We start from the raw sequence: 19,909 nt of genomic DNA on the forward strand, positions 1-19,909 counted from the left end.
ATTTTTAAAAATTTTCTCTATCGTAAACCTGCCACTATTTCAGAAGCTATACTAGCTGATTCCAAACGTAGTATAGTCATTTCATCTACCTTCCCTAATAATGGCATTGCACCATACCAAACAATGGTCTTGTTCACCAATAGAATAGGCGTGACTATTTTTGATTGAGTAAAAGATACTTTAATCTTCTTGCTCTTCAACTGGTCTAGCCCGGATTTATTTGCAACCGTCTCTGGTATACATATCTCAATTTGACTAATCCTAAATTCTTTTAGAAAATTCATCAGTTTTGTCTGGTGCACATAAGGTAAAATAAGCATACCCCCCTGTCTTTCCCCTGCTAAGTCCTCTCTCAACACCTTCTCATATCTACTATCAACATAAACGAATTGTTTCTCCTCACCCTCGATGACACGATAATCCATCTTTCGATAAGCTACTTGTCGTTTCTGAAACATCTTTTCTAAATAAGGAACATGAATATCCACATAATCGAAAATACGCACCAAAGACTTATCTTTGTAGTTTCTATGAATCCGACCTGCATACTGAATCAAATTATTTTTCCAAGAAAAGGGTGCTGCCAAGATAAGCGTGTCCAACTGAGGCAAGTCAAAACCTTCGCCAATGTATTTTCCAGTAGACAACAAAACAAACCCTTTATCTAACTGTTCTAACGTCTCCAGTAAACTTGTTCTCTCTCGGACTTTAGTTTTTCCGTTAATAATATAACAGTCATCAACCTCTTTCTCTTTCAATAACTTTTCAAAGACATCTATCTGTTGAATTCGATTGACTAGAACCAAGATATTCCGCCCTTCTGCCACTTGGTCTAGAATATCCTTGAGAATCATCTGATTCCTCACTGAGTCAGTAGCAATCCAATCACTAAGCTGTATAAAATTACTTGCTTTAGTCTTTTCAATTTCCAGATGACCAAAAGAAGTGAATCTTAATTGCAATTGCCGTTTAAAAGATGTCTCCCTCTTACCAGCAGTATGAAGTATCTCACCAATTCTCTGAAAAACAATAGGTTCATGACCATTCTTACGTTCAGGCGTAGCCGTCAAACCGTAAAGATACTTCCCTCTAAACTGTGCCACAACTTTTTCAAACATCAAGGCAGACACGTGATGACACTCATCCACAATCATCATCTCATACTTATCCAAAAGACTTTGGCTATTTTCCAACTTAAATAGAGATTGGATCATAACGACATCAACCAGTTCACTCAGCCATTTCTTAGTCCCACCGTACTGCCCGACATAGCCTATTGCCCTTTCACGACCTGATGGCGTATAACGGGTAGCTTCTTCCTCTTCGAAAGTCAAAAAATGGTTTAAACGATCCAGCCATTGGTCTAAGAGTTGCCTATTATGAACTAGGATAATTGTTTTGGTCTTCCGTTCAGAGATGAGGGCAGCACCTAAAACGGTCTTCCCAAAACCAGTCTCCGCATGGAGTAAACCATTTTCTTTGGAAATCATATCTGACAGGGCTAACTCTTGCTCAAAAGTGAGTTCTCCCTTAAATTCCACTCTAATAGACCTTTGTACCTTTCTCCTATCTTCCACAGATACCTGCTTAAATTTATCTTGCAATGGATACAGCAAGCCTCTTGGCAGCCATAAATAATGATCGGATTCTCCAAATAAATACATTCGCTCAGGAATTTGATAGGTTGGCTGTCGCATAGCCTGCTTTAAATAAAATTCGGGATTAGAAAATGAAGCCATATTTTTCAAGAAAAACAGTGTCTTGGGTGTCACAGACGATTTTTCAAGTTGGATCATATTGGATAAGACGACCTTCAACTCCTTATCCAATTCTTGCTTGCCTAACTCCTCTTGGATTAACAGTGCCACTTTAGCAGTTGAAACCCTCTGAATTTCTTGTAGATACCTCCATTGGTCTTCATAAGGCTGAAAATGTTCATCCACAAAGACCGTTCGCCCTTGATGATAAGCTTCTCCTTGAAAAGGAAGGGCAATCAAATTACCAAATCCACCTTTAGGAAGAACATCCTGATTTGGAAACATGCGATCAAAAGAATCAAAGGACAGTTGCATACTTTCCTGCATTGCCAGTTCTAACAGTTTCTTTCCAAACAAGCGAGCCTCTCGACTCGGAATCGCTTCCTCAAAGAAGAACCAAATATGGAGTCCGTGACCCGAACGAGAAATCTCTAGATGGGCTTCCATCTGGCGTTCCCTGGCTATTCTTCGAATGGCTAAACCGGCTTCTTTCCAATCTCTTTCATCCAAATCCAGTACCAAAAAATAACAGCTATCATCTAAGTGCATAGGAAAGATACCGATAGCTGTCTCCCCACGAAAATGAGATTTCAAAACGGAATCCGTCAATGTCTGGAAACTCCGTTTTTCAGGTGGCAACTGCTTCCAACCATAATCATAGGATGGAAAATACTGAATTTTCCCTTGATCATTGATGAAACTCTTAGCATAAACATCATAACGGCCAGCAAACACGGAGGTAAACAATTGTAATTTTTCTTGCGTCGTCAAGTGACTACTTTTAAGTTGGAACATCTCCTCGAACCGAGAGCGTTCCATAACAAACTGACTCTTGTCTTTAAGACGTTTACACAAGAAAAACTCACTATCCCTATTAAAAGAAGAAAAGATATCAAGTACTTCTACCACAATTCCATCCAAAGACACAAAAACAGCCATAACAATCACCTCCTTGATTCCTATAGGCTGATTATAACAAGAATAGCTGAAGTTGTACACGAAGATAAAATCCAAATAGCACTGAAAGTACGAGATAAATAGAGTTTAAACGAGCAATCTATAAAATTAAAAAAACACATATTATCAAGCGACCTAAATCTTTGATGATATGCGTTTTCTTGTAGGAATATTTACTTCATTTTTTTCCTAAAATTCAATGTTTACTCAGTATTAGGATTTTTAAAGATCGAGTTCTAGATACATCTTTTCTGATGACAGATCGTTTTGACCACCGAGCAAGAGATTTTCAAAAAAAGCTGTTAAAAACTCAGGACGTCGCTGTAAAATCTTTGCATTATCTAATACCAAGGCATCACGAAAATACTTGGCATGTTGCTGAAATGGTGTATTATCAATATCAAAACCAAACTCACGAAGATACTGAATCAAAAAGACCGTTACCGTCCGAGTGTTCCCTTCACGAAATGGATGAATCTGCCAGATTCCTGAAATAAAACGCTGGATTTGTTTAACCATATCCGCCTGGGTTAGTGTCGCATATTCAACTTGTCTTTCCTGATTAAAATCATAATCCAAGGTCATTTGAATCATAGAGAAATCAGAGTACACAACACTTTCACCATTCAAAACAGGTTCATTCTTTGTGATATTGGTTTGACGAAATTGCCCCACCGGAATAGAGGCTTCAAATATATCTTGAAACAACTCCTTATGAATAGCAAGTAGGGTCGCAGGGCTGAAGCTAAAGCCTCTTCGAGACAGTAGTTCTACAATACGTAGAGAAACCAAGTCTGCCTCCTCCGTACTTGCATCAATGGTATGATGATAAGCCGTTGCATCTTCATAAACCTGCTCGTAAGTCAGTTCACCTCGAGATTGTTTCTCAGCCAAAGATTCCATATAAGCTGATGGCACTAGATTATCAACCTTCTGTAGGCCAAAACCGATCTGCCATAAGTCACGCTTAGCTTCATAAGACAAGTTTGGATTGTCAATGTTGTAAGTTGGTTGCATAGAAAGGTCCTTTCAATTCTTTTTCTTCAGTGACTGAATAATATGATTATCAAGATATATCTGAATAAATGGGCTAGTAAGTCTAACGCGCAGACTTATCGAAGTCATTGGCATACACCACTCTGAACTCGTTGGTCTGTTCAAATCCCAACTCAATTCCCACATTATCTGAGAAGAAAGTTGCAATGTTGTACTTATCAGGTCTGTTCGAACTTAGAGGATTTGTTGTGTAGTAATCTGGTTTCTAGAAATAGATTAAATAGATTTATTATATAATGCAACAATGGTAAGAAAAATTAATAAAATAGAAGATACAATCCAAATAATATTTATATTCAGTCTAATCTCTGATATATTTTCAACTTGCTGTTTAAATTCAGATTCAGAAAATAAACTACCAATATCTTCCCCTATCAAAATATCTTTATAATTATTTTTTAATCTCTCAAAAACTTTATTGAAATCTGTCATATCTTTATTAAATTTTTTATTAGATAAATAACAATAAATTAAAGAACCAAAAAGCGCAAACAGCAACAACCATAGAATATCTTTACTAAAAATATTATCTAGAGGAGAATCAGATACAATATTAGCTATCATAGTAGTCGTAATAAATGCTACTAACGCAACAAAGTTATTGCTAAAACTACCAATTATAACATTACTATACTGATCCATTTCATACAGTGTATGTACTATAAAATCACCTATATCCTTTTTAGCACTTAGATATTCCGACACATTATTTTTTATATATAAATTATAAACCCTTGAAATATCTCTTACACTTAATTTTAAATCACTAAAATCAAATATTGACGATTCTATTACTTCCCTTGCTATTGTAAGTTTATCCAGATAAATATCATCATGGTAAATCCAATTAAAAATATCATATAATTCCTTGGAGTATAAAAAAGAAAATTGATTTATATTTATAACATCTGTTATGTTCTTTGTTGCATCTTTAGATAAATTTAATTTCTCTTTGTGAAGAAATGAAAAAGAAGATAGATAAATAAATGAAAATAGTATCTCCCATTTTTGAAATAGTTCTTTTATTCTAGAATCGAACTCACTACTGACTATATGAAAATCGTTTGGAAGTAAGGGAAACTCATTTAAATTAAAAAAATTATTAGTAAACAATACTTTCGAAAACAATTCTAATCTATTTGTTTTCGAATATTCAAAACACTTATCTTTATAATATTTAAAAAATATAGTTTCTGTTCGATATGCTTTACCAAGCATATCGTTATCATAAACTTCAAAAAAAATATACTCTGCTTTGCTAGTTATTATCGAACTCAAAAAATTCAGAAAAACAACGTTATCAAGCTTGCTTAGATTATCAATAAACTTATTGTAATTAAAGATTGATAGAGTATTATTTAAAATGTTTTTATTTATAGAGATAGTTACGTCGATTTGATCAGAGTAAGATATAAAATCTATATAAACATCATTCAGTGTTAAATTATCAATTCGTAACTCTCTCCCGGCATCATTAGTTAAATTAATTATTATTTTATCTCGTTCTGGTACTGCCTTTATAAGAGTCTTAAAGAATGAAATTCCAGGTAGTGCTTCCAGAGAAAATGATTGTTTGGCTTCAAAGTAAAGTCGATCATCATCAGTTTTAAATTTTTCTAATAGAATATCATATATTGTCATTTCCATACGTAAATTCTAAATAAGTCGTTTCATCGGTAACTTGTATTTTTAAATACTTTTTCCCTTGTTCTGTATAAGTTTCAATAACTTCTCTATTTTCTGAAACTGTTAATCTTATGCCCGGGTATACTTCATAATTTGTACGGATTCTAGCCTTTACAATATCGGCAACTACTTGAAAATTCCTCTCAAATTTTTTCTTTTCTGGTAATTCAAGTAATTCATTTTTAAATCGTTCTCTTGGAAATGATTCATCAATAGAAGAATAATCATTAAAAATGTCATCAATCATAGAATCATAATCCATAGTAGCATTTGTTCTGAAATAATGGATAAAAGAATTCCTTAAAAATGCTCGATCTTTTGGATATTCTTGCTTAATCTTTCTATTCAAAAAACCATCAATAGCATTGAAAGCGTTTTTTGTATTTTCCTCATCATTAGTCAATTCAATTAGCTCCAGAAATTCATCATACCAATACTTAGTAATTGTATCTTGATGTAGTTGAACTCCAATCTCTTCGCTACTAGTTGCATCAATATAAAAAGTTGCTGATTTATAAACTTTAATATCTTTTGGAAAACCTTGTGTATCTGATAAACCTACTTGATTTACAAAAACAACATGAGCTACTTTTGCAAGTAAAAACATATATCTTTGATTATCTCTATCATAAAACAATGCTTGAATCAGTGACCCAACTTGAACAGATTTTTTCATTTTTTCTATTTTACTCTGTGCAGATATTTCTTTCTCCAACAATCTCATAGAAACTGATTCAAAAAATTCTTCACAAACAGTTGGTTCGCTTTGATTATCTATTATATTTTTTATACAATTTATAACTTGTGTTGTTTCTGCTTTTGATTTATAATTCTTTACAATTTTATTATTTGCTATTGTAATAAGAACTGTATGAAGATACTCATCAAATTTTATGCCATCATCTGGTATATTCTTTGTTGTAGTATTATTTTCTCTATCAATCGTATAAATAGTAGCTACCTTTAATTCCACTAATTTTACTCCTAATTATAATTACTATAACCAGTATACCATAAAAACACGGCATTCCGCCGTGTTTCTATGTTTATTTTACCAACTTCTTCATCTCATCAATACGTGCTACGGTCGCATCGTACTTGACTTGGTAGTCGGCTTGTTTGTCGCGTTCTTTTTGGACAACTTCTGGTTTGGCATTGGCTACGAAGCGTTCGTTAGAGAGCTTCTTACCAACCATGTCCAGTTCTTTTTGCCATTTAGCCAATTCCTTATCGAGACGAGCCAGTTCTTCTTCGACGTTGAGGAGGTCTGCCAGTGGCAGGTAGATTTCTGCTCCTGTGATGACGCTTGACATAGCCAGTTCAGGTGCAGGGATGGTAGATGCGATTTCCAAGTGTTCTGGATTTGTGAAGCGTTTGATGTAGTTGACATTGCTGTTAAAGAAGGCTTCCAAGTCGCTATCACTTGTCTTAACAAGGATGGTGATAGGCTTGCTTGGAGCAACGTTTACTTCCGCACGCGCATTCCGAACAGCACGGATCAAGTCTTTGAGGCTTTCCACACCAGTGTGGGCAACAAGGTCTTCAAAGGCTGGGTTAACAGTCGGGTATTCCGCCGTAACGATAGAACCTTCTGAGATTTGCCCAAAGATTTCCTCTGTCACGAATGGCATGATTGGGTGAAGGAGACGAAGAATCTTGTCCAAAGTGTAAAGGAGAACAGAACGTGTGATGACTTTCTCTTCTTCATTGTCGCTATAAAGGACTTCCTTGGTCAATTCAACATACCAGTCCGCAAACTCGTCCCAGATGAAGTTGTAAAGGATATGTCCAGCGACACCAAACTCAAACTTGTCAAAGTTGGCAGTAGCTTTGCCGATGGTTTCATTGAGGTTGTGAAGAATCCAGCGGTCTGTGACATTCCCAGCTTCCTTGTTAACAACTTTTTCCACATTGGCAGTTGCTTGCTCAAGGGTCAAGCCTTCATTATTCATGAGGATGTAGCGAGAGATGTTCCAGATCTTGTTAATGAAGTTCCATGAAGCATCCATTTTCTCGTAAGAGAAACGCACGTCTTGACCTGGTGCAGAACCGTTTGAAAGGAACCAACGAAGGGCATCGGCACCGTATTTTTCGATGACATCCATCGGGTCAATCCCGTTACCGAGAGATTTGGACATCTTGCGTCCTTGCTCGTCACGGATGAGACCGTGGATAAGCACGTTTTGGAATGGCTGACGACCAGTGAATTCCAAGGATTGGAAGATCATACGAGATACCCAAAAGAAGATAATGTCGTAACCTGTTACCAAGGTTGAAGTTGGGAAGTAACGTTTGAAATCTTCTGAGTCGACATCAGGCCAGCCCATGGTTGAGAATGGCCAAAGGGCAGAACTAAACCAAGTATCCAAGACGTCTTCATCTTGTGTCCATCCGTCACCTTCTGGAGCTTCTTCACCGACGTACATTTCACCCTCAGCATTGTACCAAGCAGGGATTTGGTGACCCCACCAGAGCTGACGAGAGATTACCCAGTCATGGACATTTTCCATCCATTGGAGGAAGGTATCGTTGAAACGAGGTGGGTAGAATTCAACTTTGTCCTCTGTGTCTTGGTTTGCAATAGCATTTTTCGCCAATTGGTTCATCTTGACAAACCATTGAGTAGACAAGCGTGGCTCAACCACAACACCTGTACGCTCTGAGTGGCCAACACTGTGGACACGTTTTTCGATTTTAACAAGGGCACCGATTTCTTCCAGTTTAGCAACGACTGCCTTACGAGCTTCAAAACGGTCCATGCCTGCAAATTCGAAGGCAAGCTCGTTCATAGTTCCGTCGTCGTTCATGACATTGACTTGTGGCAAGTTGTGACGTTGACCAACCAAGAAGTCATTTGGATCGTGGGCAGGTGTGATTTTCACGACACCAGTACCAAACTCAGGATCAGCGTGTTCGTCCCCAACGATTGGGATGAGTTTATTAGCGATTGGAAGGATGACATTTTTACCAATCAAATCCTTGTAGCGTGGGTCTTCTGGATTGACCGCAACAGCTACGTCCCCAAACATGGTCTCAGGACGAGTTGTCGCAACTTCAAGGGCGCGTGAGCCGTCTTCTAGCATGTAGTTCATGTGGTAGAAGGCACCTTCGACATCCTTATGGATAACCTCGATATCGGAAAGGGCTGTGCGAGCTGCCGGATCCCAGTTGATGATAAACTCACCACGGTAGATCCAACCTTTCTTGTAGAGGTCCACGAAGACCTTGCGAACAGCTTTTGACAAACCTTCGTCAAGAGTGAAACGCTCGCGTGAGTAGTCTACAGAGAGCCCCATCTTGCCCCATTGTTCCTTGATAGTAGTGGCATATTCGTCTTTCCATTCCCAGACCTTGTCGAGGAATTTTTCACGACCGAGGTCATAGCGGCTGATGCCCTCACCACGCAAGCGCTCCTCAACCTTAGCCTGAGTCGCAATCCCCGCGTGGTCCATCCCTGGAAGCCAAAGCGTATCAAAACCTTGCATGCGTTTTTGACGGATGATAATATCCTGCAAAGTCGTATCCCAAGCGTGACCAAGGTGAAGCTTACCAGTTACATTTGGAGGTGGAATCACGATTGAATAAGGCTTAGCCTTTTGATCGCCTGAAGGCTTGAAAACATCCGCATCAAGCCATTTTTGGTAACGACCAGCCTCAACCTCGGCTGGATTGTATTTAGGTGAAAGTTCTTTAGACATGTGTTTGTCCTTTCTAGTTAATATCTTTAAATAAAATTAGTATGTAGAAGATAGGCCTTGATTCAACTCATCTTGTTTTTCTCATTATCTTCTATAAGCAAAGAAACGGTGAAAATTTTACATTAACTTTCTCTCATTATCTTCATAATATGTTTATCAAAGTCTGATATAATTTTTTGAGTTCGGTTAAATTTTTCATACTCCTGAATGGCTTTTGAGTCTGCTTGTTTCTTGGAAATACTTCCTTTTCCTTCTAAAATTTCGTACTCATTAAAAGATAGAAAACGATCAATACTATCTGCCAATCCTCGCATTGTAAACGTATTACGGCGCTCAACCAAACCCTCGATATAATCAAAATAGGCTGTAACAGTTCGCTCTAGTTGTCGAATTTCTTTTTCTTGCAAATAATTTTTGGCTACCGTTACATCTGATTTGAGCACTCGTCCATCAGGTGCATTCTTCCAAGAAGTTAATCCCATTTTTTCTTTACTAGCATCGGCTTGTTGATAGATAATTTCTGCAGCCGTACTTCCAGTAATTGCATAATGAAATTTATTTTGCACCATAGCATAGAAATTTTTAGTAATATCTGAGTTTCGATCATAATCTATGGCACATTCAGCAAAGATATCCGTGATTTGCTGATAAATCCGGCGTTCGCTAGCACGAATAGAGCGAATTCGTTCTAAAAGTTCACGGAAATAATCTTGTCCGAAAACTGTCTGTCCTTGTTTCAAGCGTTCATCATCTAAAACAAAACCTTTGATGATAAATTCTTTCAAGGTCTTGGTTGCCCATATTCTAAATTGAGTAGCCTTGCTGGAATTTACACGATAGCCTACTGAAATGATAGCATCAAGATTGTAATATTCAAGTTCACGCCGGACAGCTCTATTTCCCTCTTGTTGAACCTGTGCAAATTTTGCACAAGTTGACACCTTATCTAATTCACCACTATCATAAATGTTTTTTAAGTGCTTTGTAATGACACTTCGTTCAACTCCAAAGAGCTCTGCAAGACCTTTTTGAGTCAACCAAAGATTTTCATCCTGTAAAAGGATATCTAGCTGAACGTCGCCATTTGGTGTAGTATACAGGATGAAATTAGAAATTTCATTCAAAACCATTTCACCTCCTACTTTCCATAAACAACTACTTCTCGTTCTTAAACTTTATGCCGTTTTCTTTCAGCTTTTTAACGGTTACGGGACCAATTCCCTTCAAAGCGAGAACTTCTTTTTCAGTCCATTTTTTGAAATCTGAAGACCTACGAATCCCATTTTCAACAAAGATATGAACAAGATCCATCCGAATTCCCTTCATTGTTTCCTCGTTCATAAAGGAATACCAGTCAGTGACCTCGGATAAATTTCTTATCATACTAGAATGATTCGAAAATACTGGTTTACGACGGAACTTCTTGGCTTCGTTTGTTAAAAATTTCGTTAAAATAATATTTTCTAGTAAATAATCAAACAGAGGATACAAACTAGCTTGTAGCGATTCAACTGAATTTGGACAATAGCATTCTTGGTCTTCGATATCTATAACTTTGAATTGCCAATCTTCCTCTATAAAGAATTCAACAGCTTCATCATTGATCTCCACTAATTTTGCAAATAGCTGACTGGCTTCCTCAATTTTTCCTTGAGAAAAAGCAGAGATGATGGCATGAATAAGAATGGTATCATCCCGTTTCCCTTTATTTAATTCTTCACGATAGAAACGTTCAACCTTTAGTTCCTGACCAGTAATATGATACAAGGAAAGCATACAGAAGACAAAATTAGGAGGAAACCGTTCTGGTCGCTTACTCAAATATAGGTCAATCAATTCTATAGCCTTAGAATTGAAGTTCTCCATCATATAATACTCAATCAGAAACATCAGAGCAGACAGGATAGGGCGTGCTTCAAAATAATTCCAACTATTGTATCCATTCATTTTCCATTTTTCTAAAACTAGAATTTCAAAATCCAATACTTTTTTAAAGGTTGACAAATCAAAATCTTCAACTTCTGATAAGAATAAATGAAAATCAGCAGCAAAGTAATCTGGATTGATTTTTAAAACTTGCTTTAACAGTTTATTTCGCTTCTGTGTATTCGGAGTATGCATAGCTTCTCTAAATAAAGCATGATCCTCATGCCAGTAAAAACTTCCATTTTTCAGTTGGTAATTAATTAGCTGAACATCTGGATACTCTCCATATTCATCAGCATATTGCATCACTGCTGTATGTAGTTCATCGAAATTTTGAATGGTCCGACGTTCTACAAAAGTTGGATTTTTGGCCATGATTTCTGTCCAAACAGCCTCTTCTTCAGAAATAACTTTGATATCCAACTTTTGCTGGCGTTTTAATTCTTTTTTTCTATTTTTCTTTTTAGCCATCTATTTTCTCCTCTAACTCATTCTTCAATAGATCAGACTCTACCTCTGCTGTATTGGATATTCTTACAGCCTAGGATACAGGCTTTAATGGTAAATCTTAGTTTTTTCAGCGACTCGTTGACTTTGAAGGTTTCCCCAAGCGTGACCAAGGTAGAGTTTTTTCCAGTTACATTTGGTGGTGGGAATCACGAACGAAAAAGATTGAGACTTTTGAACTTCTTGAGTCTTGAGAACGTCTTCTTAAAGTTGTTTTGTTAACGACCAGCCTAAACATAGGACGGAGTGTATTTATGTTAAAGTTGATTAGACATTATTTTTTCTCCTTTTATGAATATTTCTTTTATATCTACGATTTATTAATACACTGTGCATGTTGTCGCGATACACGTAATATCCATTATGGGTGTTTAAATAGAAATACTGTAATAACCAAATTATAGCTTTCCCAATAACTAATGATAATATGAAACAAACGAAAATAATTATAGTTGAGGCAAATAATTCAGACATCCAATCAGCTGCGGGAGTTATAAATTCAACCAATTTCATCTTAATCTTTAAACCCCAAATAATTTCGGTTAACTTTGGAATAATACTCAACATTAATAGAGTAAGAAAACTATATAGTTGAGTTCGATAGAGGTGTCTATCCATTTTCTCAGTTCTTATTGGTTTTTTCTTATATTTTTTTGTATCAAATTGAGAATTTATTTCTCCAATTAGACTAGGAATTAATATTGGCAAAAACCAGGTTAAAGCATTTATTAATTCATTTTCCACTTGATTAAATATTGCTAACAACAATATACAGATTGTTCCAGTTAGCCATGATGCTATTACTTCTTTGGTATCTTTTGCACCATGTCTAATTAGATTATGAATTATCCACCAGAATATTAAATAAAGCGCAATAAATGAATTAAATATAAAAATGTCAGTTATTAAATCGGAATGAAAATCAATAGCTTTAGAAATAAAGTAATAAATATAGATATAATACCATAAAAACGAATTAATAAGCATCGTGGCATATACATTCCATAGTGTCTTTCCCTTGGAGATATCTATTTTATTAACTTTTTTAAATATCTTGATTGATATTATAGTTTTTATAACAGATAATACCAATGGTAATATTAAAAGTATTACAATGATAATCCAGTTATTTATGTGATTTTTACTTATGCCATAATTAGTAAAAAAATATTGAGATAAGTTGATTAAAGTTGATTCAACTAGATTTAGGTTATAAAGAATGTAAGTCAAGATTCCGCAAAATATTCCATCCCATGCGTTCATAAAAGCTAAAGATTTAGTACTTTTAGTAAGAAAAACTCTAAACTTACTAAATCGATTTTTATAGTTAAACACATATATTAGTATCAAGGCAAATTGTAAAATTATAACTAATTTAAAATCGGTAAGACAGAATATAATTAGAGATATTATTGGAAAATACGTTAGCGCATACATAAGTATTTTCCAAGTTTGAGCAAAAAGATTCCTCAATCCATTGTCAGTATTAAAATAATACATTAATTTCAATCTTTGCCTCCTAAATCTAATCTAAAGGTTGGTAAATCAAAATCTTCAACCTCTGATAAGAATGGGTGAAAATCAGCAGCAAAATAATCTGGATTGATCTTTAAAACTTGTTTTAACAGTTCATTTCGCTTCTGTGTATTTGGAGTATGCATAGCTTCTCTAAATAAAGCATGGCCCTGATTCTAATCAAAAATCCTATTTTTCAGTTGGTAATTGATTAGCTGAACATCTGGATACTCTCCGTGTTCATCAGCATATTGCATCACTGCTGTATGTAGTTCATCAAAATTTTGAATGGTCCGACGTTCTACAAAAGTTGGATTTTTGGCCATGATTTCTGTCCAAACAGCCTCTTCTTCAGAAATAACTTTGATATCCAACTTTTGCTGGCGTTTTAATTCTTTTTTTCTATTTTTCTTTTTAGCCATCTATTTTCTCCTCTAACTCATTCTTCAATAGATCAGACTCTACCTCTGCTGTATTGGATATTCTTACAGCCTAGGATACAGGCTTTAATGGTAAATCTTAGTTTTTTCAGCGACTCGTTGACTTTGAAGGTTTCCCCAAGCGTGACCAAGGTAGAGTTTTTTCCAGTTACATTTGGTGGTGGGAATCACGAACGAAAAAGATTGAGACTTGAGAACATCTTCATGAAGTTCTTTAGACATGTGATTGTCCTTTCTCTATTGTATTCATTTTATCTTGAATCTGCTTAGCAACCTCTTCTGCAGACAGATTCGTATTATTTATTTTAAAGTAGTGGTGCAACTCATTGGGTTGATGTTGGGAATTTAATTGAAGGGTTTCAGTGGTCTCTAAAATTTCTCTTTCAGATATCTCAATATGCCGTTTCAAGGGCTTGTGCTTCAACCGGTTCTCCGTTCGATTTCGACGTAAACGCTCTTCAAGACTTGTTTCCAACTCCACAAAAAGAATCTCTTGATGAAAGTTATCCAATAAATCCTGAATTTGCTGCAAATACAGCAGCTGGTACTGATTTGAAAAATCAATTACGTCAGTTAAAATTACTGATCGCTGATTTCTTGCACTTGTTCCAAGGAAAGAAAAGGTAATTCCACGAACAAATTCCCACATTTCCTCTGTAAAGTCCTGATAGATTCCTAATGCAAAATCGATGGCTTGATGGTTATAAAAGAGGGTAGCATCTGTCAGTCGAGATAACTCTTGACCAATCGTCATTTTTCCAGAAGCCGGAGCCCCAATTATGAAAAGATGCATCAAATCACCTCCCACTCACTCCTCAGCAAGCCATATCTCAAATCATCACAGCGATTTCCTTGGGCATCTTTGCGGTCTCTTATGCGAGCTTCGAGGGTAAAGCCAAGCTTTTCCGCGACTCGTTGACTTTGAAGGTTATATCCAAAGCAAGACAATTCAATTTTATGTAGATTCAATTCTTTAAAAGCCAGATCAATCAAGGCACGCGTAGCTTCTGGTACATAGCCTCTGCCCCAATAGTCTGGGTGCAAGGTATAGCCGATCTCAAGAACATCATCTTCATGGCGATGGTTGAAATCGACAGAGCCAACGATCTTATCAGTTCCTTTGACGACAATCCCGTAGCCTGCTGGGAGATTTTCCTTTTGATTACGCTCAGGAAGGATATGCTCCAGATAATAAATCTCATCTTCCAAGGTCTTGACAGGTGGAAAACCTGCTGGGTAAGAAACTTCTGGACGACTAGCATAATCAAAGATATCCTCAGCATCCGCCACAGTCCGGACTCGTAAAACGAGACGTTCTGTTTCCAAGCGTTCTGGCAGTTCAGTTCTTGCCATCCTTCTTCCTCGCTTTCTTGATAAAGCTTCCCATGGAATCAACTCGGTCATCTAGATAACGATAAACGCGCTGATGGCCGTCCCCCATAAAGTAAGTTGGGAAAAACAGTTCATTTTTAAAATGTCCCTTATCATCCAAGAGTTCTGGATCAACCAGTCGTTCAAAAATCTTAGCAAAGATATGGCAGATGCCATCTTCCTCGATGATCCGATCCACCTGACAGTCCAATACGACTGGACAAGTCTCTAAAATAGGTGCTTGTGTCAGTTTAGAAGGTTGAAAATCTAAGCCGAGTTTAGCAATCTTTTCACGGTGACTAATAAAACCAGCCTGCTCCATCTCGAGCATGAAGTTTTCATCAGGAATGTTCACGGTGAATTGTTGATAATACTTAATCTGATCTGCTGCATTTTCCTCAGCACCAATTCCAATAACTAACCAATCTCCCAGACTATAAGAGGAACTGCAGGTCGTGATATTGTACCCAAAGTTCTGGTCCTGATAGCCCAAGATGAAGATAGGAAAACCGTAGTAGAGTTTGCTGGTTTTGAAAGATTGTTTCATGACAACCTCCTTTGACTAGAGTTGCAAAATAAAAATCGCCCCTGCCATCTACATGACAGGGACGAATATGTTTATCCGCGGTACCACCCAAATTCGGGCAGAGCCCGCAACTTTTATCTTCTTGTTTTTCCTTTATGACGGCCTTAGCTCGCTTTGGCGTACTCGAGTACAGCCTGCAACTCGATGTCTAGTCCTAAACGGAAACAAAAAGACTATTCTCATATTTCATTTTTCAGTCATCAGCAACTAGTTTTGACACATTTGTGGACTTCTCAGCGCCGCCACTTTCTGTAAAATGTGGGATTCAAAACACCTCTAATGGCTCTATTGTAGCAAGATTTTGACGGAAATGCAAGGCTCAAGAAAGATTACTTGAACTTGATGCCGTTTTCTTTCAATTTCTTGATGGTAGCTGGACCGATTCCTTTCAAGGCAAGGAGTTCTTTTTCAGTCCAGTTTTTGAAATCTGAAGCAGACTTAATTCCCTCATCATAGAAAGTCTTGGCACGATCAAGTGGAAGTCCACCCAAGTTTGCTGCAAAATCTTCTACAGAATTGGCTACTTTTTGAGCTTGCTCTTTGGTAGCTTCTACTGCTTGTTCAACTTTTTTAGAAACGGCCTTACCAGCTTCGCTTGCTGACTGCTCTGCACGTTTCACGACTTTTTTTGTCTCTTCTACAACCTTCGTCACAGTGCTTGAAAAAGCACCTGCACGACGGAGGCTATTTCGTAATTGTTTTTTACGATTGAGTTTCTTTGACATGATAAAATCCTTTCAATAAAAAATCCCTGCTCTGACAAGGATTTAATATAAATATTCTATCAAGATTTTGGTAAAAAATCAAGAATCTATCTCGTTTAATAATTTCTCTCACCAAACAAGCCTTCTGGCAAATCATGGAATCCCTTACCTGCCTTGAAATTTTCAAATTTTCCAAGCAAGAACTGATAGACATCCAAGCGGCTTTCATAGCGAATCATGGCATCTTTGGCACGCTCGTCTTGGTCTTCTTCGTAGACTTTTTGACTTTCCTTGTGCGCCATGTCGTTGATCATAATCTGGGTATTGACCCAAGCCTCAAATTCCTTCATAAATTCTTGTTCGTAACTCATTTTTTCTCCTTATTCTAATCCACGGAAATAGTCCGTGTCAATCTCTCGGTAGGGCTGGATATCCTGAACATACTCCAACACTCCTTGAAATTCTCCATTCTCATCATGAACTGCAGCGTAGGTAATATGAACAAACTTACCTCGCGACTCGGACTTAAACCACATTTCATACTTGTCTTTAGTCCCCTCACGAAGCCCCTTCATGATAGTCTTGACCTTGTCCAAGTACTTAGGCGGATGGCAGAGTTCGACATTGCGCCCAACTTGGGACGGGGTCCGTTTGAAAATCATCTCATCAGCTGGCGCATTGTCATTGTAATACTGGAAAATATCATCTTTATTGACAAAGGTTATCTCCATAGGGAGGTGATTGAGGATGAGGTTGGCCTGCTCGACTGAAAGATAGCCATTCCCAAAAGCCTGTTGACTATGACGGTCCAGCACTGCTTCCTTTTCCTTAGGAGTAAAGGTAATGGTGAACTGTCCTTCTGGCGTATCTATGACTTGCTGAACTTGACCTTCTGCCGTTTCTAGCTGTACCGGCTCCTCTGCACTCTTTTCCTCAACAAAACTCTGACGTTCTGGCACCCATTTTTCTGACGGACGGATGATGGCATAACCATAGTCATCGCTCTCCTCCGCAATCTGAAGCCAGTCATCTTGGGTGAAGGACTCAAGGAGAATCATGAGAAGGATGGACTCTTCCTTGAAAATCATACTTTCAAACTCTGTCGCAAAGGATTCAAAAGCTTCCTTTACACTGCTAATCGACACTTCTGGTAGTGACTTGGCTGTCATTAGAGCTGTTTGAAAGAGTTCCCTAATCTGGTCATCCACTCCCCACATAACTTTTGGAGGTGAATCGTGACCATAGCGCTCCATGATAGGAAAGAAAAGTTCTTCTTTACGTTGGTAATGGATGTCAAATTGACCCACAAGTCCCATCTGACGTACCAAACCCTTACGCATCTCCTCCAGCATTTCTTCATCTTCCATAGACTCATAGGTATCTAACAATCTCCGAACGCGAATCAAGGCAGCACGGAGAGCCAGATTTTCTTCCTTAAAGACACGAACTGGGTGACCTGGATGCTCGGTATCGGCAACTTCGACACCCTTAACAGCATTTTTAAAAAGATTGGCATGGACATCACAGAGTTCCATGACATCTTCAAAGGTAACACCTGAGTCTGAGTTCATCAGTTCGTGCTCCATAAGGGAAATTTCGATGGCTGACACACCTGTAAAGGTCGCATCAAAACGCTCCTGAACTGACTCAGGAGAAGCGCCATTGTGTAATTCTAATAAAATATCCCGTAGGACATGTATCCGTTCATCTGCCATTAGTCTAATCCAATCACTTCGTAGCCATTTGCTTCTAGTGTGCGGACAATCTTATCCATAGGGGTTCCTTCAAGCTTAGAACCCTGTTTGAGCGATACTTTACGACCGACAGTATTACGCATCAAGGGATTGGCAAGAGGTTTAAAACCCAACTCCACTAGAATCTCTAAGACCTCTGGATGCTTGTCCACCACTTCTGCAACAGGAATTGACACATCGATGATATTGTCCATGACGACCTCCATTATCGTTTATAAATGATATTATTTATTTTATTATACCATAAGGAAAGAGATTAAAAAACTAGCAGTACAATACTTGCTAGTTCCCCACGACTTGAATTACGGCCTAAATAAGTTTAAAGAGCCAATCCAATATCTTAAATACTATCTTGTAAAACAATAATTGGACTGCAAAAGAGATGATCATCCACAAGAATTTCACAATCCCAATAATCGGTTTGATAAAAATAATAGCAAGAAGGCCCCAGAAAACTTTCATTTTCTATCCTCTGGCTTAATGAGCCACCGAGCTGTATCCATTAGTTTGTCTGCAATAAAGAGTTTCCCCAGACCGACAACGACATTGTCATCTTTCTTTATCGTTTTCATTACTTTTACACCTTGCATGGTCAAAAAGTAATTACCATAAATTTTAGCAAAAGCTTTGATAGGATTCATCTCACTCACCCTCGATTATTTCAGCCTCTTTTCGGATTGTTTCAACATCTTCTTGATATTGAACTTCACTATAGTTGACTAGTTTAGACAATTCTTTCTGCAAGCTTTCACCCATCGGTTTCATAGTTGCAAAGGTTAAACCACCTGAAATGATACCACCCAAGATAGGAATGAATTTCCCCATTCCTTTGGCCAGCCCTCCCTTGGTAAGATTCACACCAAATATTTTTAAGACTTTTTTCAAAATAGGATACCAAAGCGTCTTTGTTAAAGCTTTATTAGGCACTGTTTTCATTACCTGTTTGGCAATTGTTATACCACCAGCACGTAGCAAGGCAGCGGTTCCATTCACCCCCAACATTACGCCTAGATAAAGCAAGAGGGTATTTTGAGCATCTTCACTCAACTCCTCGCGTGAAGCCCAAAGATCCTCATAACCATAAATATAACCTAATTCTTGAGCCAATTTCAGAGAGAAACCATAAAATTGAGCCACATCAGCTGGAATGGTAATTGCCATAGCAATCCCTCCAGGTAATCCTGCCAAAACAGAGGTTCCACTCGCCAATAAAACATTATCCCTAATGCAGGCATTAGCCACTCTATCTAAGGTTTCTTGAGATAAGAGAGACGTTGGACCTTGTTCTAATAAGGTAGGAATGTCCTGTGGATCCAATTCTTTGGAAAACTTATCCACTAAAAATTTCGAACGATCAACCTTAACAATAGGTAGTTTTACCACTTGTTGTAATACTTGCATAGCTAAGTCTTGTTCAGCCATATAAATACCTCTTTTTCTTGTATCTTTCTTTCATAATATCACACTATCTGAATTTTATAAAGCTTTTTAATAATCTTTAACTCTAGAAAGATTCCCTAGTATGCTTTGTAGTCATTTCCCCACTAAAAAAGAGGGTTGCCCCTCTTCTTAGTTTTTATCCAGATTGCGTAGCATCTCGTCAATCTTGTTTCCATACTCTATGGACTCGTCTTTGACGAAGGTCAAATCTGGGATTTTGTACAATTTTAAATTGCGACCAAGTTCACGTTTGATGGTACCAGTTGCTTTTTCAAGCCCGATTTGGGCTTTTTGATTATCTGAAGCAAGGTTACTCAAAATGGTGTAGTAAACCTTGGCAACAGACAAGTCACCTAGCATCTGAACATCTGTGATGGTCACGCCTTGGACACGCGGATCACGGACTTTCTTTTGCAAAATCTCATTGACTTCACGCTTGATTTCCATGCCCACACGATCCGTACGGAAATGATTTGCCATGATATTCCTTTCTCTACTTTGAACCAAAAGCT

21 protein-coding genes and 1 pseudogene are annotated in these 19,909 nt (G+C 37.5%); all 22 read right to left on the reverse strand.

Annotation, left to right across the window (positions count from 1 at the left end; genetic code table 11):
• Window positions 1-17 precede the first annotated feature (17 nt).
• Entirely contained in the window at window positions 18-2,696 is a 2,679-nt protein-coding gene (locus O3636_RS05270; protein ID WP_371642069.1) for a DEAD/DEAH box helicase family protein, read from the reverse strand.
• 240 nt (window positions 2,697-2,936) lie between these two features.
• A complete protein-coding gene (locus O3636_RS05275; protein ID WP_371642071.1) occupies window positions 2,937-3,731 on the reverse strand; it encodes a Fic family protein in 795 nt (264 codons plus the stop codon).
• 85 nt (window positions 3,732-3,816) lie between these two features.
• A pseudogene (locus tag O3636_RS05280) lies at window positions 3,817-3,957 on the reverse strand (DNA (cytosine-5-)-methyltransferase); the annotation flags it as partial.
• Window positions 3,958-3,986: 29 nt separating this feature from the next.
• On the reverse strand, window positions 3,987-5,417 hold the full coding sequence (locus O3636_RS05285) for a hypothetical protein (protein WP_371642073.1): 1,431 nt from the start codon (window positions 5,415-5,417) through the stop codon (window positions 3,987-3,989).
• Complete coding sequence (locus O3636_RS05290) at window positions 5,398-6,429, reverse strand: hypothetical protein (RefSeq protein WP_261012902.1); 1,032 nt, start codon at window positions 6,427-6,429, stop codon at window positions 5,398-5,400. The genes O3636_RS05285 and O3636_RS05290 overlap by 20 nt, the downstream gene beginning before the upstream one ends.
• Before the next feature lie 73 nt (window positions 6,430-6,502).
• Window positions 6,503-9,154, reverse strand: coding sequence for a valine--tRNA ligase (locus O3636_RS05295; RefSeq protein WP_371642075.1), 2,652 nt, complete (start codon window positions 9,152-9,154; stop codon window positions 6,503-6,505).
• Between the two features lie 122 nt (window positions 9,155-9,276).
• Entirely contained in the window at window positions 9,277-10,278 is a 1,002-nt protein-coding gene (locus O3636_RS05300; protein ID WP_173253697.1) for a virulence RhuM family protein, read from the reverse strand.
• Between the two features lie 31 nt (window positions 10,279-10,309).
• Window positions 10,310-11,551: a hypothetical protein gene (locus O3636_RS05305; RefSeq protein WP_261012904.1), complete on the reverse strand. Its 1,242-nt coding sequence runs from the start codon at window positions 11,549-11,551 to the stop codon at window positions 10,310-10,312.
• Between the two features lie 303 nt (window positions 11,552-11,854).
• Window positions 11,855-13,087, reverse strand: coding sequence for a hypothetical protein (locus O3636_RS05310; protein ID WP_004237271.1), 1,233 nt, complete (start codon window positions 13,085-13,087; stop codon window positions 11,855-11,857).
• 5 nt (window positions 13,088-13,092) lie between these two features.
• Window positions 13,093-13,248, reverse strand: coding sequence for a hypothetical protein (locus tag O3636_RS05315; RefSeq protein WP_004237269.1), 156 nt, complete (start codon window positions 13,246-13,248; stop codon window positions 13,093-13,095).
• Window positions 13,249-13,278: 30 nt separating this feature from the next.
• The gene (locus O3636_RS05320) at window positions 13,279-13,524 is read right to left on the reverse strand and encodes a hypothetical protein (RefSeq protein ID WP_261022043.1); all 246 of its coding nucleotides are present in this window, start codon (window positions 13,522-13,524) and stop codon (window positions 13,279-13,281) included.
• An 84-nt stretch (window positions 13,525-13,608) separates the two neighbouring features.
• Window positions 13,609-13,764, reverse strand: coding sequence for a hypothetical protein (locus O3636_RS05325; protein ID WP_265473558.1), 156 nt, complete (start codon window positions 13,762-13,764; stop codon window positions 13,609-13,611).
• Window positions 13,757-14,335, reverse strand: coding sequence for an AAA family ATPase (locus tag O3636_RS05330; protein ID WP_000550033.1), 579 nt, complete (start codon window positions 14,333-14,335; stop codon window positions 13,757-13,759). The genes O3636_RS05325 and O3636_RS05330 overlap by 8 nt, the downstream gene beginning before the upstream one ends.
• Entirely contained in the window at window positions 14,335-14,895 is a 561-nt protein-coding gene (locus O3636_RS05335; RefSeq protein WP_261012905.1) for a GNAT family N-acetyltransferase, read from the reverse strand. Before O3636_RS05335 ends, O3636_RS05330 begins: the two co-directional genes overlap by 1 nt.
• On the reverse strand, window positions 14,882-15,460 hold the full coding sequence (locus O3636_RS05340) for a flavin reductase family protein (protein WP_371642079.1): 579 nt from the start codon (window positions 15,458-15,460) through the stop codon (window positions 14,882-14,884). Before O3636_RS05340 ends, O3636_RS05335 begins: the two co-directional genes overlap by 14 nt.
• 368 nt (window positions 15,461-15,828) lie before the next feature.
• A complete protein-coding gene (locus O3636_RS05345; protein WP_000038631.1) occupies window positions 15,829-16,224 on the reverse strand; it encodes a helix-hairpin-helix domain-containing protein in 396 nt (131 codons plus the stop codon).
• Window positions 16,225-16,319: 95 nt separating this feature from the next.
• Window positions 16,320-16,574, reverse strand: coding sequence for a DUF1912 family protein (locus O3636_RS05350; RefSeq protein ID WP_371642081.1), 255 nt, complete (start codon window positions 16,572-16,574; stop codon window positions 16,320-16,322).
• 9 nt (window positions 16,575-16,583) lie between these two features.
• Window positions 16,584-17,918 (reverse strand): DUF438 domain-containing protein, encoded by a 1,335-nt coding sequence (locus O3636_RS05355; protein ID WP_371642083.1) that lies wholly within the window; start codon window positions 17,916-17,918, stop codon window positions 16,584-16,586.
• Window positions 17,918-18,151: a DUF1858 domain-containing protein gene (locus O3636_RS05360; RefSeq protein ID WP_000368739.1), complete on the reverse strand. Its 234-nt coding sequence runs from the start codon at window positions 18,149-18,151 to the stop codon at window positions 17,918-17,920. Before O3636_RS05360 ends, O3636_RS05355 begins: the two co-directional genes overlap by 1 nt.
• A gap of 264 nt (window positions 18,152-18,415) precedes the next feature.
• Entirely contained in the window at window positions 18,416-18,598 is a 183-nt protein-coding gene (locus tag O3636_RS05365; RefSeq protein ID WP_371642085.1) for a hypothetical protein, read from the reverse strand.
• Window position 18,599: 1 nt separating this feature from the next.
• Complete coding sequence (locus O3636_RS05370; protein ID WP_000840378.1) at window positions 18,600-19,379, reverse strand: hypothetical protein; 780 nt, start codon at window positions 19,377-19,379, stop codon at window positions 18,600-18,602.
• A 147-nt stretch (window positions 19,380-19,526) separates the two neighbouring features.
• On the reverse strand, window positions 19,527-19,877 hold the full coding sequence (gene rbfA, locus O3636_RS05375) for a 30S ribosome-binding factor RbfA (RefSeq protein WP_001273601.1): 351 nt from the start codon (window positions 19,875-19,877) through the stop codon (window positions 19,527-19,529).
• Window positions 19,878-19,909: the final 32 nt, after the last annotated feature.

Origin of the sequence: Streptococcus sp. 27098_8_76 (genome assembly GCF_041432315.1) — a bacterium.
Classification (GTDB): Bacteria; Bacillota; Bacilli; order Lactobacillales; family Streptococcaceae; genus Streptococcus.

Bases quoted from the DNA above. Each gene is read 5' to 3' on its own strand.
- O3636_RS05310 (WP_004237271.1), bottom strand. From the start codon at position 13,087: ATGTATTATTTTAATACTGACAATGGATTGAGGAATCTTTTTGCTCAA.
- rbfA (WP_001273601.1), bottom strand. From the start codon at position 19,877: ATGGCAAATCATTTCCGTACGGATCGTGTGGGCATGGAAATCAAGCGT.
- O3636_RS05335 (WP_261012905.1), bottom strand. From the start codon at position 14,895: ATGGCAAGAACTGAACTGCCAGAACGCTTGGAAACAGAACGTCTCGTT.
- O3636_RS05365 (WP_371642085.1), bottom strand. From the start codon at position 18,598: ATGAATCCTATCAAAGCTTTTGCTAAAATTTATGGTAATTACTTTTTG.
- O3636_RS05285 (WP_371642073.1), bottom strand. From the start codon at position 5,417: ATGGAAATGACAATATATGATATTCTATTAGAAAAATTTAAAACTGAT.
- O3636_RS05320 (WP_261022043.1), bottom strand. From the start codon at position 13,524: ATGGCTAAAAAGAAAAATAGAAAAAAAGAATTAAAACGCCAGCAAAAG.
- O3636_RS05355 (WP_371642083.1), bottom strand. From the start codon at position 17,918: ATGGCAGATGAACGGATACATGTCCTACGGGATATTTTATTAGAATTA.
- O3636_RS05345 (WP_000038631.1), bottom strand. From the start codon at position 16,224: ATGTCAAAGAAACTCAATCGTAAAAAACAATTACGAAATAGCCTCCGT.
- O3636_RS05370 (WP_000840378.1), bottom strand. From the start codon at position 19,379: ATGGCTGAACAAGACTTAGCTATGCAAGTATTACAACAAGTGGTAAAA.
- O3636_RS05270 (WP_371642069.1), bottom strand. From the start codon at position 2,696: ATGGCTGTTTTTGTGTCTTTGGATGGAATTGTGGTAGAAGTACTTGAT.
- O3636_RS05315 (WP_004237269.1), bottom strand. From the start codon at position 13,248: ATGCATACTCCAAATACACAGAAGCGAAATGAACTGTTAAAACAAGTT.
- O3636_RS05295 (WP_371642075.1), bottom strand. From the start codon at position 9,154: ATGTCTAAAGAACTTTCACCTAAATACAATCCAGCCGAGGTTGAGGCT.
- O3636_RS05325 (WP_265473558.1), bottom strand. From the start codon at position 13,764: ATGTCTAAAGAACTTCATGAAGATGTTCTCAAGTCTCAATCTTTTTCG.
- O3636_RS05340 (WP_371642079.1), bottom strand. From the start codon at position 15,460: ATGAAACAATCTTTCAAAACCAGCAAACTCTACTACGGTTTTCCTATC.
- O3636_RS05350 (WP_371642081.1), bottom strand. From the start codon at position 16,574: ATGAGTTACGAACAAGAATTTATGAAGGAATTTGAGGCTTGGGTCAAT.
- O3636_RS05275 (WP_371642071.1), bottom strand. From the start codon at position 3,731: ATGCAACCAACTTACAACATTGACAATCCAAACTTGTCTTATGAAGCT.
- O3636_RS05360 (WP_000368739.1), bottom strand. From the start codon at position 18,151: ATGGACAATATCATCGATGTGTCAATTCCTGTTGCAGAAGTGGTGGAC.
- O3636_RS05305 (WP_261012904.1), bottom strand. From the start codon at position 11,551: ATGGCTAAAAAGAAAAATAGAAAAAAAGAATTAAAACGCCAGCAAAAG.
- O3636_RS05330 (WP_000550033.1), bottom strand. From the start codon at position 14,335: ATGCATCTTTTCATAATTGGGGCTCCGGCTTCTGGAAAAATGACGATT.